General features: G+C 74.6%; 16 protein-coding genes. 10 read left to right on the top strand and 6 right to left on the bottom strand.

Features of this window, described 5'->3' with window-relative positions; genetic code table 11:
- Positions 1 to 368 precede the first annotated feature (368 nt).
- Positions 369 to 1,007: a response regulator gene (locus ACIQG9_RS12860; protein WP_400401091.1), complete on the top strand. Its 639-nt coding sequence runs from the start codon at positions 369 to 371 to the stop codon at positions 1,005 to 1,007.
- Between the two features lie 102 nt (positions 1,008 to 1,109).
- Here ACIQG9_RS12860 and ACIQG9_RS12855 read toward each other — a convergent pair whose 3' ends face one another.
- The 6 genes from ACIQG9_RS12855 to ACIQG9_RS12830 form a co-directional block, all read right to left on the bottom strand.
- Complete coding sequence (locus ACIQG9_RS12855; protein ID WP_400401668.1) at positions 1,110 to 2,780, bottom strand: GAF domain-containing protein; 1,671 nt, start codon at positions 2,778 to 2,780, stop codon at positions 1,110 to 1,112.
- Between the two features lie 96 nt (positions 2,781 to 2,876).
- Entirely contained in the window at positions 2,877 to 3,887 is a 1,011-nt protein-coding gene (locus ACIQG9_RS12850; protein ID WP_400401090.1) for an Acg family FMN-binding oxidoreductase, read from the bottom strand.
- Positions 3,888 to 4,119: 232 nt separating this feature from the next.
- Positions 4,120 to 4,974: a universal stress protein gene (locus tag ACIQG9_RS12845; protein ID WP_400401088.1), complete on the bottom strand. Its 855-nt coding sequence runs from the start codon at positions 4,972 to 4,974 to the stop codon at positions 4,120 to 4,122.
- A gap of 38 nt (positions 4,975 to 5,012) precedes the next feature.
- Positions 5,013 to 7,415, bottom strand: a complete 2,403-nt coding sequence (locus ACIQG9_RS12840) for a phosphoketolase (protein WP_400401086.1) — start codon at positions 7,413 to 7,415, stop codon at positions 5,013 to 5,015.
- A gap of 95 nt (positions 7,416 to 7,510) precedes the next feature.
- Positions 7,511 to 8,371 (bottom strand): universal stress protein, encoded by an 861-nt coding sequence (locus tag ACIQG9_RS12835; protein ID WP_400401084.1) that lies wholly within the window; start codon positions 8,369 to 8,371, stop codon positions 7,511 to 7,513.
- Positions 8,372 to 8,545: 174 nt separating this feature from the next.
- Positions 8,546 to 9,331 carry a PP2C family protein-serine/threonine phosphatase gene (locus tag ACIQG9_RS12830; RefSeq protein ID WP_400401082.1) on the bottom strand — a complete coding sequence of 262 codons (786 nt, stop codon included), beginning with the start codon at positions 9,329 to 9,331 and terminating at the stop codon, positions 8,546 to 8,548.
- 176 nt (positions 9,332 to 9,507) lie between these two features.
- On the opposite strand from ACIQG9_RS12830, the gene ACIQG9_RS12825 reads away from it, so the two are divergent.
- The 9 genes from ACIQG9_RS12825 to ACIQG9_RS12785 all read left to right on the top strand — a co-directional run bounded on the left by ACIQG9_RS12825 (position 9,508) and on the right by ACIQG9_RS12785 (position 17,349).
- Positions 9,508 to 9,744 carry an HTH domain-containing protein gene (locus tag ACIQG9_RS12825; RefSeq protein WP_091116773.1) on the top strand — a complete coding sequence of 79 codons (237 nt, stop codon included), beginning with the start codon at positions 9,508 to 9,510 and terminating at the stop codon, positions 9,742 to 9,744.
- A complete protein-coding gene (locus tag ACIQG9_RS12820; protein ID WP_400401666.1) occupies positions 9,744 to 10,316 on the top strand; it encodes a Clp protease N-terminal domain-containing protein in 573 nt (190 codons plus the stop codon). The genes ACIQG9_RS12825 and ACIQG9_RS12820 overlap by 1 nt, the downstream gene beginning before the upstream one ends.
- A 214-nt stretch (positions 10,317 to 10,530) precedes the next feature.
- On the top strand, positions 10,531 to 11,538 hold the full coding sequence (locus tag ACIQG9_RS12815; protein ID WP_400401080.1) for a diacylglycerol/lipid kinase family protein: 1,008 nt from the start codon (positions 10,531 to 10,533) through the stop codon (positions 11,536 to 11,538).
- Positions 11,531 to 12,532, top strand: coding sequence for a YihY/virulence factor BrkB family protein (locus tag ACIQG9_RS12810; protein WP_400401078.1), 1,002 nt, complete (start codon positions 11,531 to 11,533; stop codon positions 12,530 to 12,532). The genes ACIQG9_RS12815 and ACIQG9_RS12810 overlap by 8 nt, the downstream gene beginning before the upstream one ends.
- A gap of 81 nt (positions 12,533 to 12,613) precedes the next feature.
- Complete coding sequence (locus ACIQG9_RS12805) at positions 12,614 to 14,107, top strand: phosphatase PAP2 family protein (RefSeq protein ID WP_400401077.1); 1,494 nt, start codon at positions 12,614 to 12,616, stop codon at positions 14,105 to 14,107.
- Between the two features lie 10 nt (positions 14,108 to 14,117).
- Positions 14,118 to 14,924: an endonuclease/exonuclease/phosphatase family protein gene (locus ACIQG9_RS12800; RefSeq protein ID WP_400401076.1), complete on the top strand. Its 807-nt coding sequence runs from the start codon at positions 14,118 to 14,120 to the stop codon at positions 14,922 to 14,924.
- 32 nt (positions 14,925 to 14,956) lie between these two features.
- Positions 14,957 to 15,634 (top strand): hypothetical protein, encoded by a 678-nt coding sequence (locus tag ACIQG9_RS12795; protein WP_400401074.1) that lies wholly within the window; start codon positions 14,957 to 14,959, stop codon positions 15,632 to 15,634.
- A gap of 78 nt (positions 15,635 to 15,712) precedes the next feature.
- Positions 15,713 to 16,231, top strand: coding sequence for a SigE family RNA polymerase sigma factor (locus ACIQG9_RS12790; protein WP_400401072.1), 519 nt, complete (start codon positions 15,713 to 15,715; stop codon positions 16,229 to 16,231).
- On the top strand, positions 16,228 to 17,349 hold the full coding sequence (locus tag ACIQG9_RS12785; RefSeq protein ID WP_400401070.1) for a hypothetical protein: 1,122 nt from the start codon (positions 16,228 to 16,230) through the stop codon (positions 17,347 to 17,349). Before ACIQG9_RS12790 ends, ACIQG9_RS12785 begins: the two co-directional genes overlap by 4 nt.
- Positions 17,350 to 17,439 lie beyond the last annotated feature (90 nt).

The raw sequence follows: 17,439 nt of genomic DNA, 5'->3' as shown, positions 1-17,439 counted from the left end.
TCATGCTCCTTCCGTGGATCGGCGTCGGCCCGCCCGGGCCGGACGACCCGTGGTGCCGCCGCCCGGCGGGCGGTCCCGACGGTCCGGGTGCGGATGCCCCTGCCCGGCGACACCCGTCGTGGCGGTGGTGGTTCCTCTCCACGGTCCGTCACCCGGGGGCGGTCCGGGCAGGGCCGGACGTCCCGACCGGCCGGGCATCCCTGCCCGGGGCGACCACCGGCCGTCCGCCCCGCCCGGACCGGGTGCGGTGACCCGCCGTCGGTGCTGTGCCGGCCGGCCACGGGCGCGGTCGGCCCCGGCGGGGTGACGCGCCGGGTTAGGGACCTTCGGCCCGTGCGCCCGCCGGGCGGGACGGGTAGAAACGAGGGATGATCCGGGTGTTCCTCCTCGACGACCACGAGGTCGTCCGTCGTGGCCTTGCCGACCTGTTGCAGAGCAGCGGTGACATCGAAGTGGTCGGCGAGTCCGGCTCCGCGCAGGAGGCATCCCGGCGGATCCCCCCGCTCCGGCCGGACGTGGCGATCCTCGACGCCCGGCTGCCCGACGGCAACGGCATCGACGTGTGTCGGGACATCCGGGCCGTGGACTCCTCGATCAAGGGCCTGATCCTCACCTCGTACGAGGACGACGAGGCGCTCTTCGCCGCGATCATGGCCGGTGCCGCCGGCTACGTGCTGAAGCAGATCCGGGGCACCGACCTGGTCGACGCGGTGCGCCGGGTGGCGGCCGGTCAGTCGCTGCTCGACCCGGCGATCACCACCCGGGTGCTGGAGCGCATCCGCAGCGGCGTCGAGCAGCCCCGCGAGCTGAAGACCCTCACCGAGCAGGAGCGCCGCATCCTGGAGTACGTGGCCGAGGGGCTGACCAACCGGGAGATCGCCGGCAAGATGTTCCTGGCCGAGAAGACGGTGAAGAACTACGTCTCCAGCGTCCTGGCCAAGCTGGGCCTGGAGCGTCGTACCCAGGCCGCCGTCCTCGCCACCCGTCTCCTCGGCCAGCGCCACTGACCCGCCGGTCCCGCCCGGCGCCAACGCCCCGCCGCCCGCCGGCAACGGCGCCGACGAGCGACGACACCTGACCCCGGACGGCCGCGACCGGGCGCCCCCGGATCAGTCGCGCAGCGGGACCGACCAGTGGAGCCGGGTGCCGTGCGGCTCGACCCGGCGTACCTCGAATTCGCCGCCGTGGCGTTCGGCGCGTTCACGGAGGTTGACCAGGCCGCCCCGGGCGGCGGCCGGGTCACAGCCCACCCCGTCGTCGGTGACCGTCACGGTGACCCGACCGGCGTCCACCCGGACGGCGACGGTGACCCGGCCGGCCCCGGCGTGGCGTACCGCGTTGGACAGCGCCTCGCGCAGCACGGCGGTGAGGTCGGGGCGGACCGCCTCCGGCACCGCGCTGTCGATCGGGCCGTCCAGCTCGACGGCGGGGCGGAAGCCGAGCGACCCGGCGGCCACGTCGACCGCCTCCCGGATCTCGGTGCGCAGCGCCGCGCTCATCGGGGTGCGCAGCTCGAAGATGGTACGGCGGATGTCGCGGATGGTGGCGTCGAGGTCGTCGACGGCCGCGTTGATCCGCTTGGCGACCTCGGGGCGGGCGTTCATCGCACCGCTCTGGAGTTGCAGCCCGGTGGCGAAGAGTCGCTGGATCACCACGTCGTGCAGGTCCCGGGCGATCCGTTCGCGGTCCTCCAGGACCACCAGCAGCTCGCGCTCCTCCTGGCCCCGGGCGCGCTCCATGGCCAGCGCCGCCTGCCCGGCGAAGCTGGCGAGCAGCCGGACGTCCTCGTCGGCGGTCCGGCCGGCGTCGGGCCGGTGGGCGACCACCAGCACGCCGTGCAGGGTGTCGGCGGCGGCGAGCGGGGAGACCACCGCCGGGCCGGCCACCACCGGTACCGGCCAGGGCGCGGCCTCGGCCAGGTCGTCCAGCAGCTCGTGGCGGTGCTCGGTCACCGAGCCGGCGAAGCTGGTCTCGGCGGCCGGCAGCAGCGCGCCGACCAACTCCCGGGCGGCCCCGTCGGCGGAGTCGACCACCTCGACGGTGAACTGGCCGGCGTCCTCGTCGTAGAGCAGCACCAGGGCCAGTTCCGCCTCGGAGACCTCCCGGGCCCGCCGGGCCACCAGGGTCAGCGCGTCGGTGCGGCGCACCTCGCCGAGCAGCACCGAGGTGATCTCGGCGGTCGCGGCCAGCCAACGTTCCCGCCGGTGGGCCAGCGCGTAGAGGCGGGCGTTCTCGATGGCCACGCCGGCTGCGGCGGCCAGCGCCACCACGATCTCCTCGTCGTCCTCGCTGAACTCCGGGGCACCCTGCTTCTCGGCCAGGTAGAGGTTGCCGAAGACCTGGTCGCGGATGCGTACCGGCACCCCGAGGAAGCTGTGCATCGGCGGGTGGTGCGGGGGGAAGCCGTACGACTGGGGGTGCTGGGTGATGTCCGGCATGCGGACCGGGCGGGGCTCGTCGATCAGCAGGCCGAGCACGCCCCGCCCGTGCGGCAGGTCGCCGATCTCCGCGTGCAGCTCGGGGCTGATCCCGTGCACGATGAAGTCGTGCAGCAGCCGGTCCGGCCCGATCACGCCGAGCGCGCCGTAACGGGCCCCGACCAACTCGCAGGCCGACCGCACGATCCGTTGCAGGGTGCTGCGCAGGTCGAGGTCGGAGCCGATGCCGACCACCGCGTCGAGCAGCGCCCGCAGCCGTTCCCGGCTGGTCATCACGTCGCCGACCCGATCCAGCATCTCCTGGAGCAGCTCGTCGAGCCGGACCCGGGACAGCGGGCTCAGCCCCAGCGACGGGGTCGGGTGTTCGCTGCGGGGAGGCGGTGCGCTGGTGGCCACCCGGGCGATGCTACCGCCCGCCGATCGTCCGGCACCTGCTCGTCAGGCGGGCTGGTCGCGTACCGCCGAGGTGTCCACCACCTGCTCGGTGGGCAGCCGGGGGGTGCGCGGCGGACCGGCCTGCGCCGGGTCCGCGATCCCGAGGCGCAGCACCAGGTACGGGAAGCCGAGCCCGCTGAGTAGCTGACGCAGCGTCTGCCGGGTGCCGGGCACCTCGACCACGCCGGAGAGCGGCACCACGGACACCCCGCGCCGGGTGGCGGTGAGCCAGAGCGCGGAGAGCGCCTCACCGGCCCGCAGCCAGCTCTGCGGCTCGTCCTCGTCGCCGAAGAGCAGCGCGTACCCGGCGGCCTTGTCGTGGCCGGGACCGACCGGCAGGCTGCCGGTGCGGCCGAAGTCGCGGCCGGGCACGGTGGTCTGCGGCTGGTCCTGCGGCAGCACCTCCGGCGGCAGGCCGGTGCCGCTGCCGGCCCGGTTGGTCCAGTACTGCAACTCGTCGCGGGTCTGCGGGTCCTCCGCCTCGACGACGCCGGCGTGGGAGGCCGCGGCGGCCAGCTCCATCACCTGGTCGGAGTCGAGGATCTGCAACTGGGCGCCCTCGGCACTCGCCGCGCGGGTGATCTCGCCGATCGCGTCGGCGGGCACCTGCTCGTCGCTGACCGGACGGCGGTCGGTGTGCCGCACCTGCATGCACTGCACCAGCCGCATGGCGTCCGGGGCGGCCCCGGCGCGCGTCAGGCCGGTCAGCCGGGCCAGCAGCTCCGGGTGCGCCGGGTCGGGCAGCCGCTCGACCACGGCCGTCCAGCCCTCGGCGGCCAGCGCGACCCGGGCGTGGTGCAGCGCCGCGCCGCAGCTCAGCGCCAGCAGCCGGCCCTCCGGGTCGGCGGCGGTGAGCTGGCGGTCCCGGACCACCCGCAGTTCCAGGGCGTCCGGCAGGACCCGCCAGCGCCACGGCTGCGTGTTGTGCACCGAGGGGGCGTAGCCGGCCGTCGCGGCGGCCTCCGCGAGCGCGGTGGTCAGCGGGCGGTCCGTTGCCGGCGTCTCGTGGCTCATCGTCACGACCTTTCCGTTTCTCCCATCGTGCCCCATCCGGACGCTTCCGGGGGCGGGGATGCGGCTCCCATCCTCTCCGCTCCGCCCCGACCGGGGCACGGTACGCGGGCCCTACCGGGCGGGTACTTCGGCCTATCCGGTTCCGCCGGATCTGTGGTACGTCGACCCGGTCGCTGCGACGACCCGCAGGTCCCGGCAGTCCCGGCACGTCGACGACCCGGAGTCGGCGGGTTCAGCGTTCCCGGACGACCGCGACGGGGCAGTGCGCGTGTTGGATGAGCTGCTGGCCGACCGAGCCGAGGTGCATGCCGCGCAGCCCGCCCCGGCCCCGGCTGCCCACCACCACGAGCTGGGCGTCCCGGCTCGCCTCGACCAGGGTGGCCGCCGGGCGACCCGGGCTGACGTCCACGGTGACCGGCACGTCGGGGAAGGTCTCCCGCCACCGGGCGAGGGCCCCGTCCACCTCGGCCCGTTCGGCGGCGTCGGTGTCGCGTTCGGCGGGGCGGCGCTGGTCGGCGGGTTCGACGGCCCGGACCACCCGCAGCGGCGCTTCCCGCTGGGCGGCCCGTTCGACCGCGAAGCCGAGCGCCGCCACGGCCGGGTCGGAGCCGTCGAAGCCGACCACGACCGGGCCGGCGGCCCCCGCCTGCTCCTGGCGGACCACCACCACCGGGCAGTGCGCGTGCGCGCTCACCGACACCGCCGTGGAGCCGGCGAGCAGGCCGGCGAACCCGCCGTGCCCCCGGCTGCCGAGCACCAGCAGCCCCGCCTCGACGGAGCGCTCCTCCAGCACCAGCGCGGGCGGGCCGTCGAAGACCTCGCCGTGCACGGTGGCACCGGGGTGCGCGGCGGCGGCGTCCGACGCGGCCTTGTGGACCAGCTCCTCGACCTGCCGGCGGGCGTTCTCGTCCGGCCAGATGCCGGGGGCCACCCCGGGGCCGACCCAGCCGGCCACGGTCAGCCACTCGAAGACGTACGCCAGGCGGACCGGACGGCCGCTGCGCCCGGCCTCGGCCAGCGCCCAGTCGAGGGCGACGGTGGCGTCGGCGGAGCCGTCGTAGCCGACCAGGATCTCGTCGTTGTTCATCGCGGCGAACCTCCGTTCCGTGCTGGGGTCGATCGGGGTCACTGGCCGCTGCGCAGCGCCGGGTCGGTCTCCCGGATCCACCGCCACTCGGCGACCCGGGGGTCGTCCTCGCCGTAACGGCGGGTGTAGTCGCGGCAGGACTGGCGGACGTCGACCATGTCCTGGCGCAGGTGGGCGGCCCGGGCGGCCAGCCCCGGCACCCGGTCGATCACGTCGATGACCAGGTGGAACCGGTCCAGGTCGTTGAGCATCACCATGTCGAACGGCGTGGTGGTGGTGCCCTCCTCCTTGTAGCCGCGCACGTGCAGGTTGCCGTGGTTGGCCCGGCGGTAGGTGAGCCGGTGGATCAGCCACGGGTAGCCGTGGTAGGCGAAGATGATCGGCCGGTCCCGGGTGAAGATGGTGTCGAACTCGTTGTCGGGCAGGCCGTGCGGGTGTTCCGAGGGCGGCTGGAGCCGCATCAGGTCGACCACGTTGACCACCCGTACCTTCAGTTCGGGCAGGTGCCGGCGGAGCAGGTCGGCGGCGGCCAGCGTCTCCAGCGTCGGCACGTCGCCGGCGCAGCCGAGCACCACGTCCGGCTCCTGGTTGTCGTCGGAGCTGGCCCAGTCCCAGATGCCCAGGCCACGCCGGCAGTGCTGGACCGCCTCGTCCATGGTCAGCCAGTTCGGTGCGGGCTGCTTGCCGGCCACCACCACGTTGATGTAGTGCCGGCTGCGCAGGCAGTGGTCCATCGTGGAGAGCAGCGTGTTGCCGTCCGGTGGCAGGTAGATCCGGACCACCTCGGCCTTCTTGTTGACCACGTGGTCGATGAAGCCGGGATCCTGGTGCGAGAACCCGTTGTGGTCCTGCCGCCACACGTGGCTGGAGAGCAGGTAGTTCAGCGAGGCCAGTGGCTCCCGCCACGGGATGCCCCGGGTCACCTTCAGCCACTTGGCGTGCTGGTTGACCATCGAGTCGACGATGTGGATGAACGCCTCGTAGCTGGTGAAGATGCCGTGCCGGCCGGTCAGCAGGTAGCCCTCCAGCCAGCCCTGGCACAGGTGCTCGGAGAGCACCTCCATCACCCGGCCGTCGGGGGAGAGGTGGTCGTCGGTGGGCTCGATCCGGGCGTCGAAGGCCCGGTCGGTGACCTCGAAGGCGGCGCCGAGCCGGTTCGAGGCGACCTCGTCGGGCCCGAAGAGCCGGAAGGTCTGCGGGTTGGCGCTGATCACGTCCCGGACCCACTGGCCGAGCACGCCGGTCGCGCTGGCCGCCGGCTCGCCCGGCCGCGCGACGTCGACCGCGTAGTCGCGGAAGTCCGGCAGTCGCAGGTCGCGCAGCATCTTCCCGCCGTTGGTGACCGGGTTGGCGCTCATCCGGTGGTCGCCCTTCGGGGGCAGCGCGGCCAGTTCGGCGACCGGGGCGCCGGTGGCGTCGAAGAGTTCCTCCGGCCGGTAGCTGCGCAGCCAGCGCTCCAGCTCGGCCAGGTGCTCCGGGTTGTCCCGCACCTCGTCGATGGGCACCTGGTGGGCGCGGAAGGTCCCCTCGACCTGCCGGCCGTCGACCCGGGCCGGGCCGGTCCAGCCCTTCGGCGTACGGAGGATGATCATCGGCCAGCGGGGCCGCGCGACGGGTCCCCCGGACCGCGCCACCCGCTGGATCTCGGCGATCTGGTCGCACGCCCGGTCCAGGGTGGCCGCGAGGAGCTGGTGCACCTGGGTCGGGTCGTCGCCGGCCACCACGTACGGCTGGTAGCCGTAGCCGCCCATCAGGGCCAGCAGGTCGTCGGTGGGGATCCGGTCCAGCACCGTCGGGTTGGCGATCTTGTAGCCGTTGAGGTGCAGGATGGGCAGCACCGCGCCGTCGCGGGCCGGGTTGAGGAACACGTTGGACAACCAGCTACCGGCCAGCGGTCCGGTCTCCGCCTCGCCGTCCCCGATCACGCAGGCGACCAGCAGGTCCGGGTTGTCGAACGCGGCGCCGTAGGCGTGGCTGAGGGCGTACCCCAGCTCGCCGCCCTCGTGGATCGAACCCGGCACCTCGGGGGCGACGTGGCTCGGGATGCCGCCGGGGAACGAGAACTGGCGGAACAACCGCTGCATGCCGGTCTCGTCGCGGCCGACCGCGTGGTACAGCTCGCTGTAGGTGCCCTCCAGCCAGGTGTTCGCCACCAGGGCGGGGCCGCCGTGACCGGGGCCGGTGACGAAGACGGCCGACAGGTCACGGTCGACGATGACCCGGTTGAGGTGCGCGTAGAGCAGGTTCAGGCCGGGGCTGGTGCCCCAGTGGCCGAGCAGCCGGGGCTTCACGTGCTCCGGGGTCAGCGGTTCGCGTAGCAGCGGGTTGTCGAGCAGGTAGATCTGCCCGACGGTGAGGTAGTTCGCCGCCCGCCAGTAGGCGTCCAGCCGGCGCAGCTCGTCTTCGGTCAGGGGGCTGTGCGGGTCGAGAGCGGTGTCCATGCTGGCAAAGCCTCTCGCGGGTCGGGGAGTTCTGCACCCGGAAGCGGGTTTTCGTCCCGGGCAGGTCCAGTCTTCGCGCCTGCGGTGGCCGCCGGTCAGGGCCGTTGGTCCCGGCCGGTGGGGACGTCATGCCCGCTCGGGGCGACCGAAACCAATCCACGGACGACGATGACCGGCGTGGGTGAGTGGTAGAGCAGGGTCTGGCTGACCTCGCCCAACATGCCGCGCCACGGCTCGTCGCCCCGGGCGCCGACCAGCGCGACCTGCGCGGAACGGGACTGCTCCACCAGGACGGCGCCGGGGTCGCCGCGTACGGTGTGGCACTCCGCCGCGACCTGTGGGTGGTGTCGGGCCGCCTCGGCGACCGCCTCGGCGAGCAGGTCGTCGCCGTCGTCGGGGCGGCCCGGCTCGATCACCCGCACCGCGATGATCCGGGCCTGGCGGCGGGCGGCGCAGTCGAAGGCGAAGTCGAGCGTGGTCCGGGTACTCGCCGAGCCGTCCACCCCGACCAGGACCGGCCCGGCGGACGGCAGTTCGGGGCGGACCACCAGCACCGGGCAGCCGGCGCGGGCGGCGAGCTGGACGGCGGGCGCGTCGGCCGACACGCAGTCCCGGCAGTCGGCCATCCCGCCGTCCCCGATCGCCACCAGGAACGCCGTCTCGGACCGGCGGACCAGGGCCGCGAGCGGCGCCCCCTCGACGATCTCACCGCTGACCGTCACCTCCGGCTCGACCTCGGCGACGACCTCGGCGGCCCGGGCGATCAGGTCCTCGGCGGCGGCCCGGGTGCCGACCGTCGTGGGCTCCGCCGACGCGGCCTGCCAGTTGAAGGCGTGCAGCAGGGCCAGGTCCCGGCCGTGCGCGGCGGCCTCCCGGGCGGCCAGCCGGACCACCACCAGGTCCTCCGGCGACGGGCCGACGCCGGCCACCACCGGCGTGCCGGCCGATCCGGTCATCCGGCTCACCTCCCGGGCGTCCCGCACCGTACGGCCACGCCGTCCCCACCGACGGTAGTCGTGCCGGCCGGGTGGTGGGGCCGGATCACCGACCCGCCGCCCGGGTGGCGTACCTGGTCGCCGGCCCCGCCCGGGTGTACGCCACCCGGGCGGCGGGCCGGGCCGGCGGCGAGGTCAGGGGGTCGGGCGTACCCGGAGCACGACGGCGGTGGCGTTGTCGCCACCGCCCTCGGCCAGGGTGGCGGCGAGCAGGGCGCGGACCGCCCGGGTCGGATCCGGCTCGGCCAGCAGGTCGCGGAGCCGGTGGTAGTCGACCTGGTCGGTCACCCCGTCGGTGCAGAGCAGCCAGGTGTCACCCGCGCGCAGCGGGACGGCCAGCAGGTCCGGGTCCGGTCGGTCGGGGTGGCCGACGTAGCGCAGGAGCTGGTAGCGGGCCCGGGTCGCCTCCGGCGAGGCCGCCGGCCACCAGCCGTGCAACACCCCCAGCCAGGCCATCGTGTGGTCGACGGTGACCAGTTCCAGTACGCCGTCGCGCAGCCGGTACGCCCGGGAGTCGCCGAGCTGGACGATCCAGGCCAGCTCGCCGTCGGGCTCGGCGAGCAGCGCGGTCAGCGTGCAGCCGGTCAGCTCGTCCAGGGCCGCGCCGGCCCGCCGTACCCGGATCTGGGCCTCGGTGACCGCGGCGCGTAGCTCGCGGGGGCCGACGGCGGGCCAGCCGGCGTGGACCAGTTCGCGCAGGGTGTCCAGCGTGGTGCGGCCGGCGACCCGGCTGCCCTCGCCGTCACCCATCCCGTCGGCGACCGCCACGAACGGCAGCTCCGCGTCGACGTGCAGGACGTCGAAGTTGGCCGGGTAGTGGTGACCGACCACGCTGCCGCCGGCGACCTCCCACCCGACCCGACCGACGGGCAGCCGACAGGCCGCCTCGACGGGCTGGTCGGCGGTGCGGCGACGGAACACCAGCGGACGGTAGCACCGCCGGGACCCGGACCGGGGCGTCCGCCGTCGTGTCGGTGGACGCCCCGGGACAAGGTCATCCGGTCGTGCGGGTCGTGCCGTGTTGGGGGGATCGGCGGACGGGGCCAGGCCGTCAACCAGGGTTGACAAACGCCGCGTTGTCAACGTAAGTTGACGACATGAGTCAGGCGACGGAACTCGCGGCAGCCGCCGGCAGCACGGACCCGAGGGTCGGCCTGCGGGCGGTGCTCGCCCTGCGCCGGCTCCTCGAACGGCTGGAGGTGGTCCAGGTGGACAACGCCCGACGGCAGGGCTGGTCCTGGCAGGAGATCGCCGACGCGCTCGAGGTCAGCCGACAGGCGGTCCACAAGAAGCACGCCGGGCGACCGGCGGTCCGAGGAAGCTGGGAGGCGTGATGTTCGAACGGTTCACCGACCGGGCCCGTACGGTCGTCCGGCGGGCGGTCGAGGAGGCCCGGAGCGAGGGGCAGCGCCCCGTCGGCACCGAGCACCTGCTGCTCGCCGTCCTGGCCGACGGCGACGCGCTCGCCACCCGGGTGCTGGTCGAGGCGGGGGTCAGCGCGGACGACCTGCGCGCCCGGGTCCGGCGGCACGCCGGCGGCGTCGGGCTCGGCGAGGCGGACGCCGCCGCGCTCCGCGAGATCGGCATCGACCTGGCGGCGATCGTCGCCCGGATCGAGGACTCCTTCGGGCCGGACGCGTTCCGCGAGGCGGCCCCGGCCCCCCGCCGCCGGTGGGGCCTGCGCCGGACCGTCGGCGGCCCGTTCTCCCCCCGCTCCCGCAAGGTGCTGGAGTTGGCGCTGCGCGAGGCGCTGCGGCTGCGCCACCACCACATCGGCACCGAGCACATCCTGCTCGGCCTGCTCCGCGAGGGCGGCGGCCTCGGCGCCCTGGTGCTCACCGAGGCGGGCGTGGACCTGGCCGACCTGCGCCGCCGGGTGGAGACCGCGCTGCGGACGGCGGCCTGACCCGTCGACCGGTGACCGCCGCCCCGGCCGGTCCGGGTCGTCGGCCCCGGGTCGGGGCGGGCCGCCACGCCGGCCGGGCGAGCCACCCGCCGGGCCGCCACCGGCCGAGACCGGACCATCACCGGTGTCGGCCCGTCTGAAACCTGTTTGCGGTAGCTGCGACGTCGGTCTCCGCCGGCTCGCTGACCGCACCGAGTTGCTGCACACTTGCGCCGTGGATGGTGGAGAACAGCAACCCCCGGTGACCGCCGACGACCACGCCCCGCGCTCGGCGGTGGTGGTCAACCCGGTGAAGGTGACCGATCTCGACGAGTTCCGCGAGACGGTGGACGGCGCCCTCGCCGCCGCCGGCTGGCCCGCCCCCGCCTGGTACGAGACCACCGTCGAGGACCCCGGCCGGGGGCAGACCGAGCGGGCCGTCGAGGCCGGCGCCGAGCTGGTCTTCGCCTGCGGCGGGGACGGCACGGTGATGGCCTGCGTCACCGCGCTGGCCGGCACCGACGTCGCACTCGCCGTGCTGCCGCAGGGCACCGGAAACCTGCTCGCCGCCAACCTCGGGCTCTCCACCGAACTGGCCGCCGGCCTGGAGGTGGCCGTCGAGCGCGGCCGGCGCCGGCTGGACGTCGGGGTCGTCGACGACCAGTGCTTCGCGGTGATGGCCGGGATGGGCTTCGACGCCCAGATGCTGGCGGACACCTCCGAGACCACCAAGGCCCGGATCGGCTGGCCGGCCTACGTGCTGGGGGCCGCCAAGCACCTGCGGGACCGGCCGATGCGGCTCACCATCCGGATCGACGACCGGCCGCCGATGCGCCGCCGCGCCCGCTCCGTGCTGGTCGCCAACGTGGGCCGGCTCCAGGGCGGGGTACGCCTGCTCACCGACGCCGAGCCGGACGACGGCTGGCTCGACGTGGCCGTGCTCACCCCGCGTACGCTGCGGCACTGGCTGGCGATGGGCTGGGCGCTGGTCCGCCGGCGCGGCAGCGTGCCCCGGATGGAGGTGCACCGGGCCCGCACCGTCGAGATCACCAGCAACCGGGCGCAGCCCCGGCAGCTCGACGGCGACCTGATCGAGCCGGGCCGGGTCCTGCACGCCCGGATCAGGCCCGCGTCGCTCTGGCTCTGCGTACCGCGCCCGGCACGCGACCCGGACCTGGCGTACGACGCCGACGCGGCGGCCGAGCGCGGGGAGAAGCTGGTCGAGGAGGCCCGCCGTGAGTAGTACCAAGCTCGTCCCCGAGACGCGGTTGATGTCGTCGGACGAGCTCTCCGCCGACGACGCCTGGCGCACGCTGCGCCGGCAGGGGGGCTGGTGTCTGCTGCGGGACGCGTTCATCCGGTTCCGCTACGGCGACGGGTTCAGCCACTCCCGGGCCTTCGCCCTCCAGCTCTGTCTCGCCGTGGTCCCGTTCATGATCGCGTTGACCGGTCTGATCAGCGACCTGGGCGTCGAGGAGGGCGGCCGGGTGGTCGCCGACACCGTGCTGGCCCTCACCCCCGGCCAGAGCGAGCAGATGGTGCAGGAACTGCTCGGCGACGGCGAGCGCACCGAACGGGCCGGTGAGCTGGCGCTGACCCTCGGCCTGCTGACCGGCCTGGTCGCGCTGACCACCACGATGGCCCAGATCGAGCGCGGCGCGAACCGGATCTACGGGGTGGAGCGGGACCGCCCGGCGCGGTGGAAGTACCTCCGGGCGGCGGTGCTGGCCGTGGTCGCCGGCCTGCCGGCGCTGGCCGGGTTCCTGATCCTGGTCGGCGGCGGGGCGATGGGCGACTCGGTGCAGCGGCACTACGAGTGGGGTGACCTGGCCGCCGGTGCCTGGGACGTGGTGCGCTGGCCGTTGAGCCTCGGGCTGACCGTGGTGGCCGTGGCGGTGATCTTCCGGCACGCGCCCCGGCGCAGGCAGCCCGGCCTGTCCTGGCTGCTCTTCGGGGCCGGCATCGCCACCGTCCTGTGGTGGCTGGCCAGCCTGCTGCTCGCCGGGTACGTCACCTTCGGCGGCGGGTTCGGCCAGACGTACGGGGCGTTGACCGGGATGATGGCCCTGTTGCTGTGGGCCAACCTCACCGGCGTGGCGCTCTTCGGCGGGCTGGCCTTCGCCGCCCAGTTGGAGGCGATGCGGATCGGCGTGCAGGAGCCGGCCCAGCCGGACCTGTGGGAGCCCGAGGCCGAACGGGTGGAGCTGCTCGACACCGGCGAGATGACCGCACTCTGACCGCTCCCACCGGCCCGGCGTGTACGGGGAGGCGGAAGCGGGTACTGCGCGCCTCGCCACGTCGACGCAGGGAGGTGCGGGTTGACCGCGGTCAGGGAGACGACGGCCGGACGGCCGCTCGGCCACTTCGCCGAACGCAGTGTCGCCGGCCTGCTGGCCGTGGCCGGCGCGGGCGTCGGCTTCGGGTTGCTGCTGATGCTGGTCCGCTTCAGGTGGAGCCCGCTGTACCACGCCGACCACGAGGCGGCCGAGTGGTTCAACGGGCTCGTCGCGCCGCACCACGCGCTGGTCACCGTGCTCCAGGCGGTCACCGACCTGGGCGGCCGGCCGGTGCTGATCTGGCTGGTCACCATCGCCGTGGTCGGCCTGCTGATCCGCCGCCAGTCCCGGCTGGCGGTCTACCTGATCATCACCGGGGTGGGCGGACTGATCCTCGACCCGTCGCTGAAGACCCTGGTCGGCCGGCTCCGCCCGGTGGTCGACGTGCCGGTCGCCAGCGCCCCCGGCAACAGCTTCCCCAGCGGGCACGCGCTCGGCTCGTTCGTCGCGTACGGGGCGCTGCTGCTGGTCTTCCTGCCGGCCATGTCGCCCCGCTGGCGTCGGCCGGTGATCGCGGGCGTGGCCGTGCTGGTGGCGCTGATCGGGTTGACCCGGATCGCGCTCGGCGTGCACTTCGTCTCCGACGTGCTCGCCGGCTGGCTGCTCGGCGCGGCCTGGCTCGGCGTCACCGCGTACGCCTTCCGGCTGTGGCGGCGCGAGCGCGGCCGTCCGGTGCCGCCGCTGTCCGAGGGCCTGGAGCCGGAGGCCGGCGACAAGATCACTCCCGCGCCGGCCGAGGAGCACGTGTTGGAGCACCCCCGTTCTGCGGTCGCCGAGCTGCTGGTCGGCTGGGTGATCGTCTTCGGCGCCCTGTACGGCTTCGGCCGGTACGTCAGCTACCACGCCGAGGGCACCGTCTTCGCGACCCTGGACACCGACGTGCCGCGCTGGTTCGCCGCCCGGCACACCGACCTGCTCACCGAGCTGAGCTGGTGGTGGAGCAAGTTCGGCGACACCCACGCGATCCTGCTGGTCTCGCTGGTGTTCTGCCCGCTGGTGCTGGCCGTCTGGAAGCGCTGGCGGCCGGTGCTCTTCGTGGTGCTGGCCCTGTTCGGCGAGCTGAGCCTCTTCCTCGCCGCCGCCCGGGTCGTCGACCGGCCCCGCCCGGCGGTGGAGAACCTGGACGGGCAGATGCCCACCTCGTCCTTCCCGTCCGGGCACATCGCGGCGACCATCTGTCTCTGGTCGGCCATCGCGATCATCGTGTTCGCCCGCACCGACCGCTGGTGGCGCTGGCTCTTCGTCGCGCTGGCCGTGATCATGCCGGTCGGCGTGGCCACCTCCCGGATGTACCGGGGCATGCACCACCCTACCGATTTCATGGGCGCGATCCTGCTCAGCGTGCTCTGGATCGGGCTGCTCTACTGGGTGGTCCGCCCCAACGCCGACGTCCACGCCGGCAACCGCCCCGAGATCGAGTCGGAGCAGGTCGACGAGTTGGACGACGAACTGGCCAAGGCCGGCCGCCCGGAGTGAGCCACCGACCGTGCTGCGGATGATGACCTGGAACATCAGGACCGGCGGCCGGGACCGCACCGGACCCGGCCGGCGGGACCTGGTGACCCGGGTCGTCGCCGCGCAGGCCCCCGACGTGCTGGCCGTGCAGGAACTGCGCGGCTTCGACCGGCCGGGCGTGCTGGCCGGGTTCGCCGACCGGGTGGGGATGCGGCCGTACCTGGCCCGCACCTGCTTCGGTCAGCCGGTGGCCGTGCTGGTCCGCCCGAGCTGGCCGGTCCGCTCCGCCGGGCCGGTCCGTCGGCCGTTCCACCATGCGGCGCAGCGGGTGGAGCTGGCCACCACCGCAGGCCCGCTCACCGTGCTCAGCGCCCATCTCGACCCGTACGCCGGGCTGCGGCGGCGGGTCGAGGCCGGCTGGCTCGCCGGGGCGCTGCGCCGGGCACCGGGGGAGCTGGCCCTGCTCGCCGGTGACCTGAACACCCTGGACCCCGGCACTGAGCACGCCGACCGGGTGGCCCGGCTGCCGGTGGCGTACCGACGGCGGCACCTGCGCCGCGACGGGCGGACCGTGGAGACCCGGGCGGTGGCCCGGCTGCTGGCCGCCGGCCTGGTCGACCTCTGGACCCGCGCCGGCGGTCCGCCCGAGACCGGTCTGACCGCGCCCACCCGGCACGGCGGCGGCGTCGAGTTCTCCGGAATGCGGCTGGACTACCTGCTCGGCACCCCGGCGCTCGCCGCCCGGCTGCGAGGCTGCCGGGTGGTCCGCGACGGCGACACCGAGTACGCCTCGGACCACTATCCGGTCGTCGCCGAGCTGGACCTCGACCCGGCCTGACCGGCTTGCCGCCGGTTCCTACCGTGGTCGGCGTGTCCGACTCCCCGGTGCCCCGCCCGCCCGCGCCGCCCCTGGTCACCGCCCTGGCCAGGGTGGTCGCGGTGGTCGTGGTGGTGCCGCTGCGGCTGCTCTGGGAGGTGACGGTCGTCGCCGCCCGGCTGCTGCACCGCCATGTGCTCGCCCCGCTGGCCGGGTTCCTGACCCGCTGGGTGCTGCGCCCGCTGGGCTGGCTGCTGCGTCGGCTGGTCTGGATTCCGCTGGGCTGGCTGCTGCGGGCGCTGGTCTGGTCGATCAACACGCTGGTGCTGCGCCCGCTGGCCTGGCTGGTGTACCACCTGCGCCGGCCGGTGCGCTGGCTGGTCCGGCTGCTCGCCCCGCTCGGCCGGGCCCTGCGCGCCGGGCTGGTCGCGGTGGGCCGGGTGCTGTGGCGGGTGACGGTGGCGGTGGCCCGGGTCGTCGGCGACGCCCTCGGCTACGCCTGGCGGGCCGCCGGCCGGCTGCTGCGCTGGTGCGGGGTGCGCACCCTGCGACCGCTGGCGCGGGCGGTCGGCTGGAGCTGGCGGCACGGCGTACGGCCGGTGCTGCGGGTGCTCGCCGCCGCCTGGCGGGTCACCGGCACCCCGACCGCCCGCTGGGTACGCCGGGCCGTCGTCGACCCGGTCCGGGCGGCGACCCGCGAGGTGCTGGCGGCGCTGGGGCTACGCCGCTGACCGTGCACGTGCAACCGTTCCCGGCCCGGAGGCCATCCGTACGGTGACAGTGCCAGCGTCCGGGACGGGGAGTGGTCGATGCAGGCGACGCAACGGCAGGAGTACGTCGAGTTCGTGACGGCGGTGACGCCCAAGCTGCGACGGACGGCGTACCTGCTGACCGGGGGTGACGCCCACCGGGCGGATGACGTCGTGCAGCAGACGCTGACCAGGTTGTACGTCAAGTGGGGCCGGGCGCGGGCCGCCGACGACGTCGGGGCGTACGTGCATCGGATGCTGGTCAACGCGTTCCGGCAGGAGCGCCGCTCCCGCTGGTTCGGGGTGCAGCTCTTCGACCGGCCACCCGAGCCGGAACCGATGGGCGACCCGCCGACGGAGGCCGTGGTGGACACCGTGGCGGTGCGCGCCGCGCTGGCGGCGGTGCCACCCGGTCAGCGGGTGGTGCTGGTGCTGCGCTTCTACGCCGACCTGACCGTGGAGCAGACGGCCGGGGTGCTGGGCTGCTCGACCGGCAACGTCAAGAGCCAGACCGCGCGCGGGCTGGCCGCACTGCGCCGACAACTGCCGCTGCTGGATCCGACGGAGGTGAACCGATGAGCCACGACGATGAGACCCTGGTCCGGGACCTGCTGACCCGGGCCGCCGACGACCTGCCGGCCGGTGGGCCGAGGGCGCAGGCCCTGCTGGTGGCGGGGGATCGGGCGGTACGGCATCGCCGCCGGGTGGCGGTCGCCGCCGCGGCGGCGGTCACCGCCGTGGCGCTGCTCGGCGTCACCGCCCTGCTCGGGGTACGACCGGCACCCACCCCGGCCGACCGGGAGGGGCCGCCGACGGTGGCCCCGACCGAGTTCGACCCGGCCCAGCAGCTCTTCCGGCTGACCTGGCTGCCGGACGGGTTGCCCGAGCGAAGCCTCAACGCCCGCAGCGACCACCAGACGATCGGGGCAGCCCTGTTCAGGCCGATCGGGAACACCAAGGGGCGGACGCTGGTGCGCAGCGTCACTGTGGCCGTGACTGCCCGAGGGGTGAACTTCTTCGCCCAGCAGCTGACGCGGGACAACCAGATGTCAGGGAAGCTGCGTACCGGGCCGACGCCCTGGGCCACCCCGCCGGGGTCATCGGTCGCCCCGGTGCAGGGTCACCCGGCCTTCCTGCACACCAGCCCGAATGGGAGGGAGATCGTGCTGTCCTGGCAGTACGCCCCGGATGCCTGGGTCACCGTCACCGGCGTGAACGTCGACCGTGCGGCAGAGGTGCTGCGGCGGGTGGCCGACGGGTTGGTGTGGGACCGGCAACCGTTGCGGGTGCCGGTCGAACCGGTCGCGCTGCCGGCGGGTGCCCGGCTCAGCCAGGCGCAGGTGTCGTGGCGGGACAACCGGTGGCAGTGGGTGAGGCTCGGCTTCCAGGCACCCGGCTCGTCCGGCGTCGACCCGGACTTCCAGCTCGGCCTGGAGCGCTTCGATGAGTCGAACGACACGAACGGCACGAACGGCACCGTCGCCGGACGGCCCGCCGCGACGTACGACGGCTACCGTGGATACGGCCAATGGTCGGTGGGCGAGTTGCCGGGCTGCCCCGGCTGCCGGGCCGATGTCTCGACGCAGAACATCCCCGGCCGCACCTTCCTCGGTGGACCGGACGCCGCCCTCGGCCTGGCCGCCCGGGTCCGCGCCGTCGCCGACCCCGACGACGAAGCCGCCTGGCGGCCCCTCTAGTCCAATCCTGTCGTTCGGCCCGCGAATGCTCGGGGCACGCGGTCATGACGTTGGTGGCGGTCAGGAAGATCGGCAGCGTCGCCAACCTCA

This window comes from Micromonospora sp. NPDC092111 (genome assembly GCF_044755745.1).
Classification (GTDB): Bacteria; Actinomycetota; Actinomycetes; order Mycobacteriales; family Micromonosporaceae; genus Micromonospora.
This window is presented reverse-complemented; position numbering and strand designations above follow the sequence as displayed.

Bases quoted from the DNA above. Each gene is read 5' to 3' on its own strand.
- ACIQG9_RS12860 (WP_400401091.1), top strand. From the start codon at position 369: ATGATCCGGGTGTTCCTCCTCGACGACCACGAGGTCGTCCGTCGTGGC.
- ACIQG9_RS12850 (WP_400401090.1), bottom strand. From the start codon at position 3,887: ATGAGCCACGAGACGCCGGCAACGGACCGCCCGCTGACCACCGCGCTC.
- ACIQG9_RS12845 (WP_400401088.1), bottom strand. From the start codon at position 4,974: ATGAACAACGACGAGATCCTGGTCGGCTACGACGGCTCCGCCGACGCC.
- ACIQG9_RS12840 (WP_400401086.1), bottom strand. From the start codon at position 7,415: ATGGACACCGCTCTCGACCCGCACAGCCCCCTGACCGAAGACGAGCTG.
- ACIQG9_RS12835 (WP_400401084.1), bottom strand. From the start codon at position 8,371: ATGACCGGATCGGCCGGCACGCCGGTGGTGGCCGGCGTCGGCCCGTCG.
- ACIQG9_RS12825 (WP_091116773.1), top strand. From the start codon at position 9,508: ATGAGTCAGGCGACGGAACTCGCGGCAGCCGCCGGCAGCACGGACCCG.
- ACIQG9_RS12820 (WP_400401666.1), top strand. From the start codon at position 9,744: ATGTTCGAACGGTTCACCGACCGGGCCCGTACGGTCGTCCGGCGGGCG.
- ACIQG9_RS12790 (WP_400401072.1), top strand. From the start codon at position 15,713: ATGCAGGCGACGCAACGGCAGGAGTACGTCGAGTTCGTGACGGCGGTG.
- ACIQG9_RS12785 (WP_400401070.1), top strand. From the start codon at position 16,228: ATGAGCCACGACGATGAGACCCTGGTCCGGGACCTGCTGACCCGGGCC.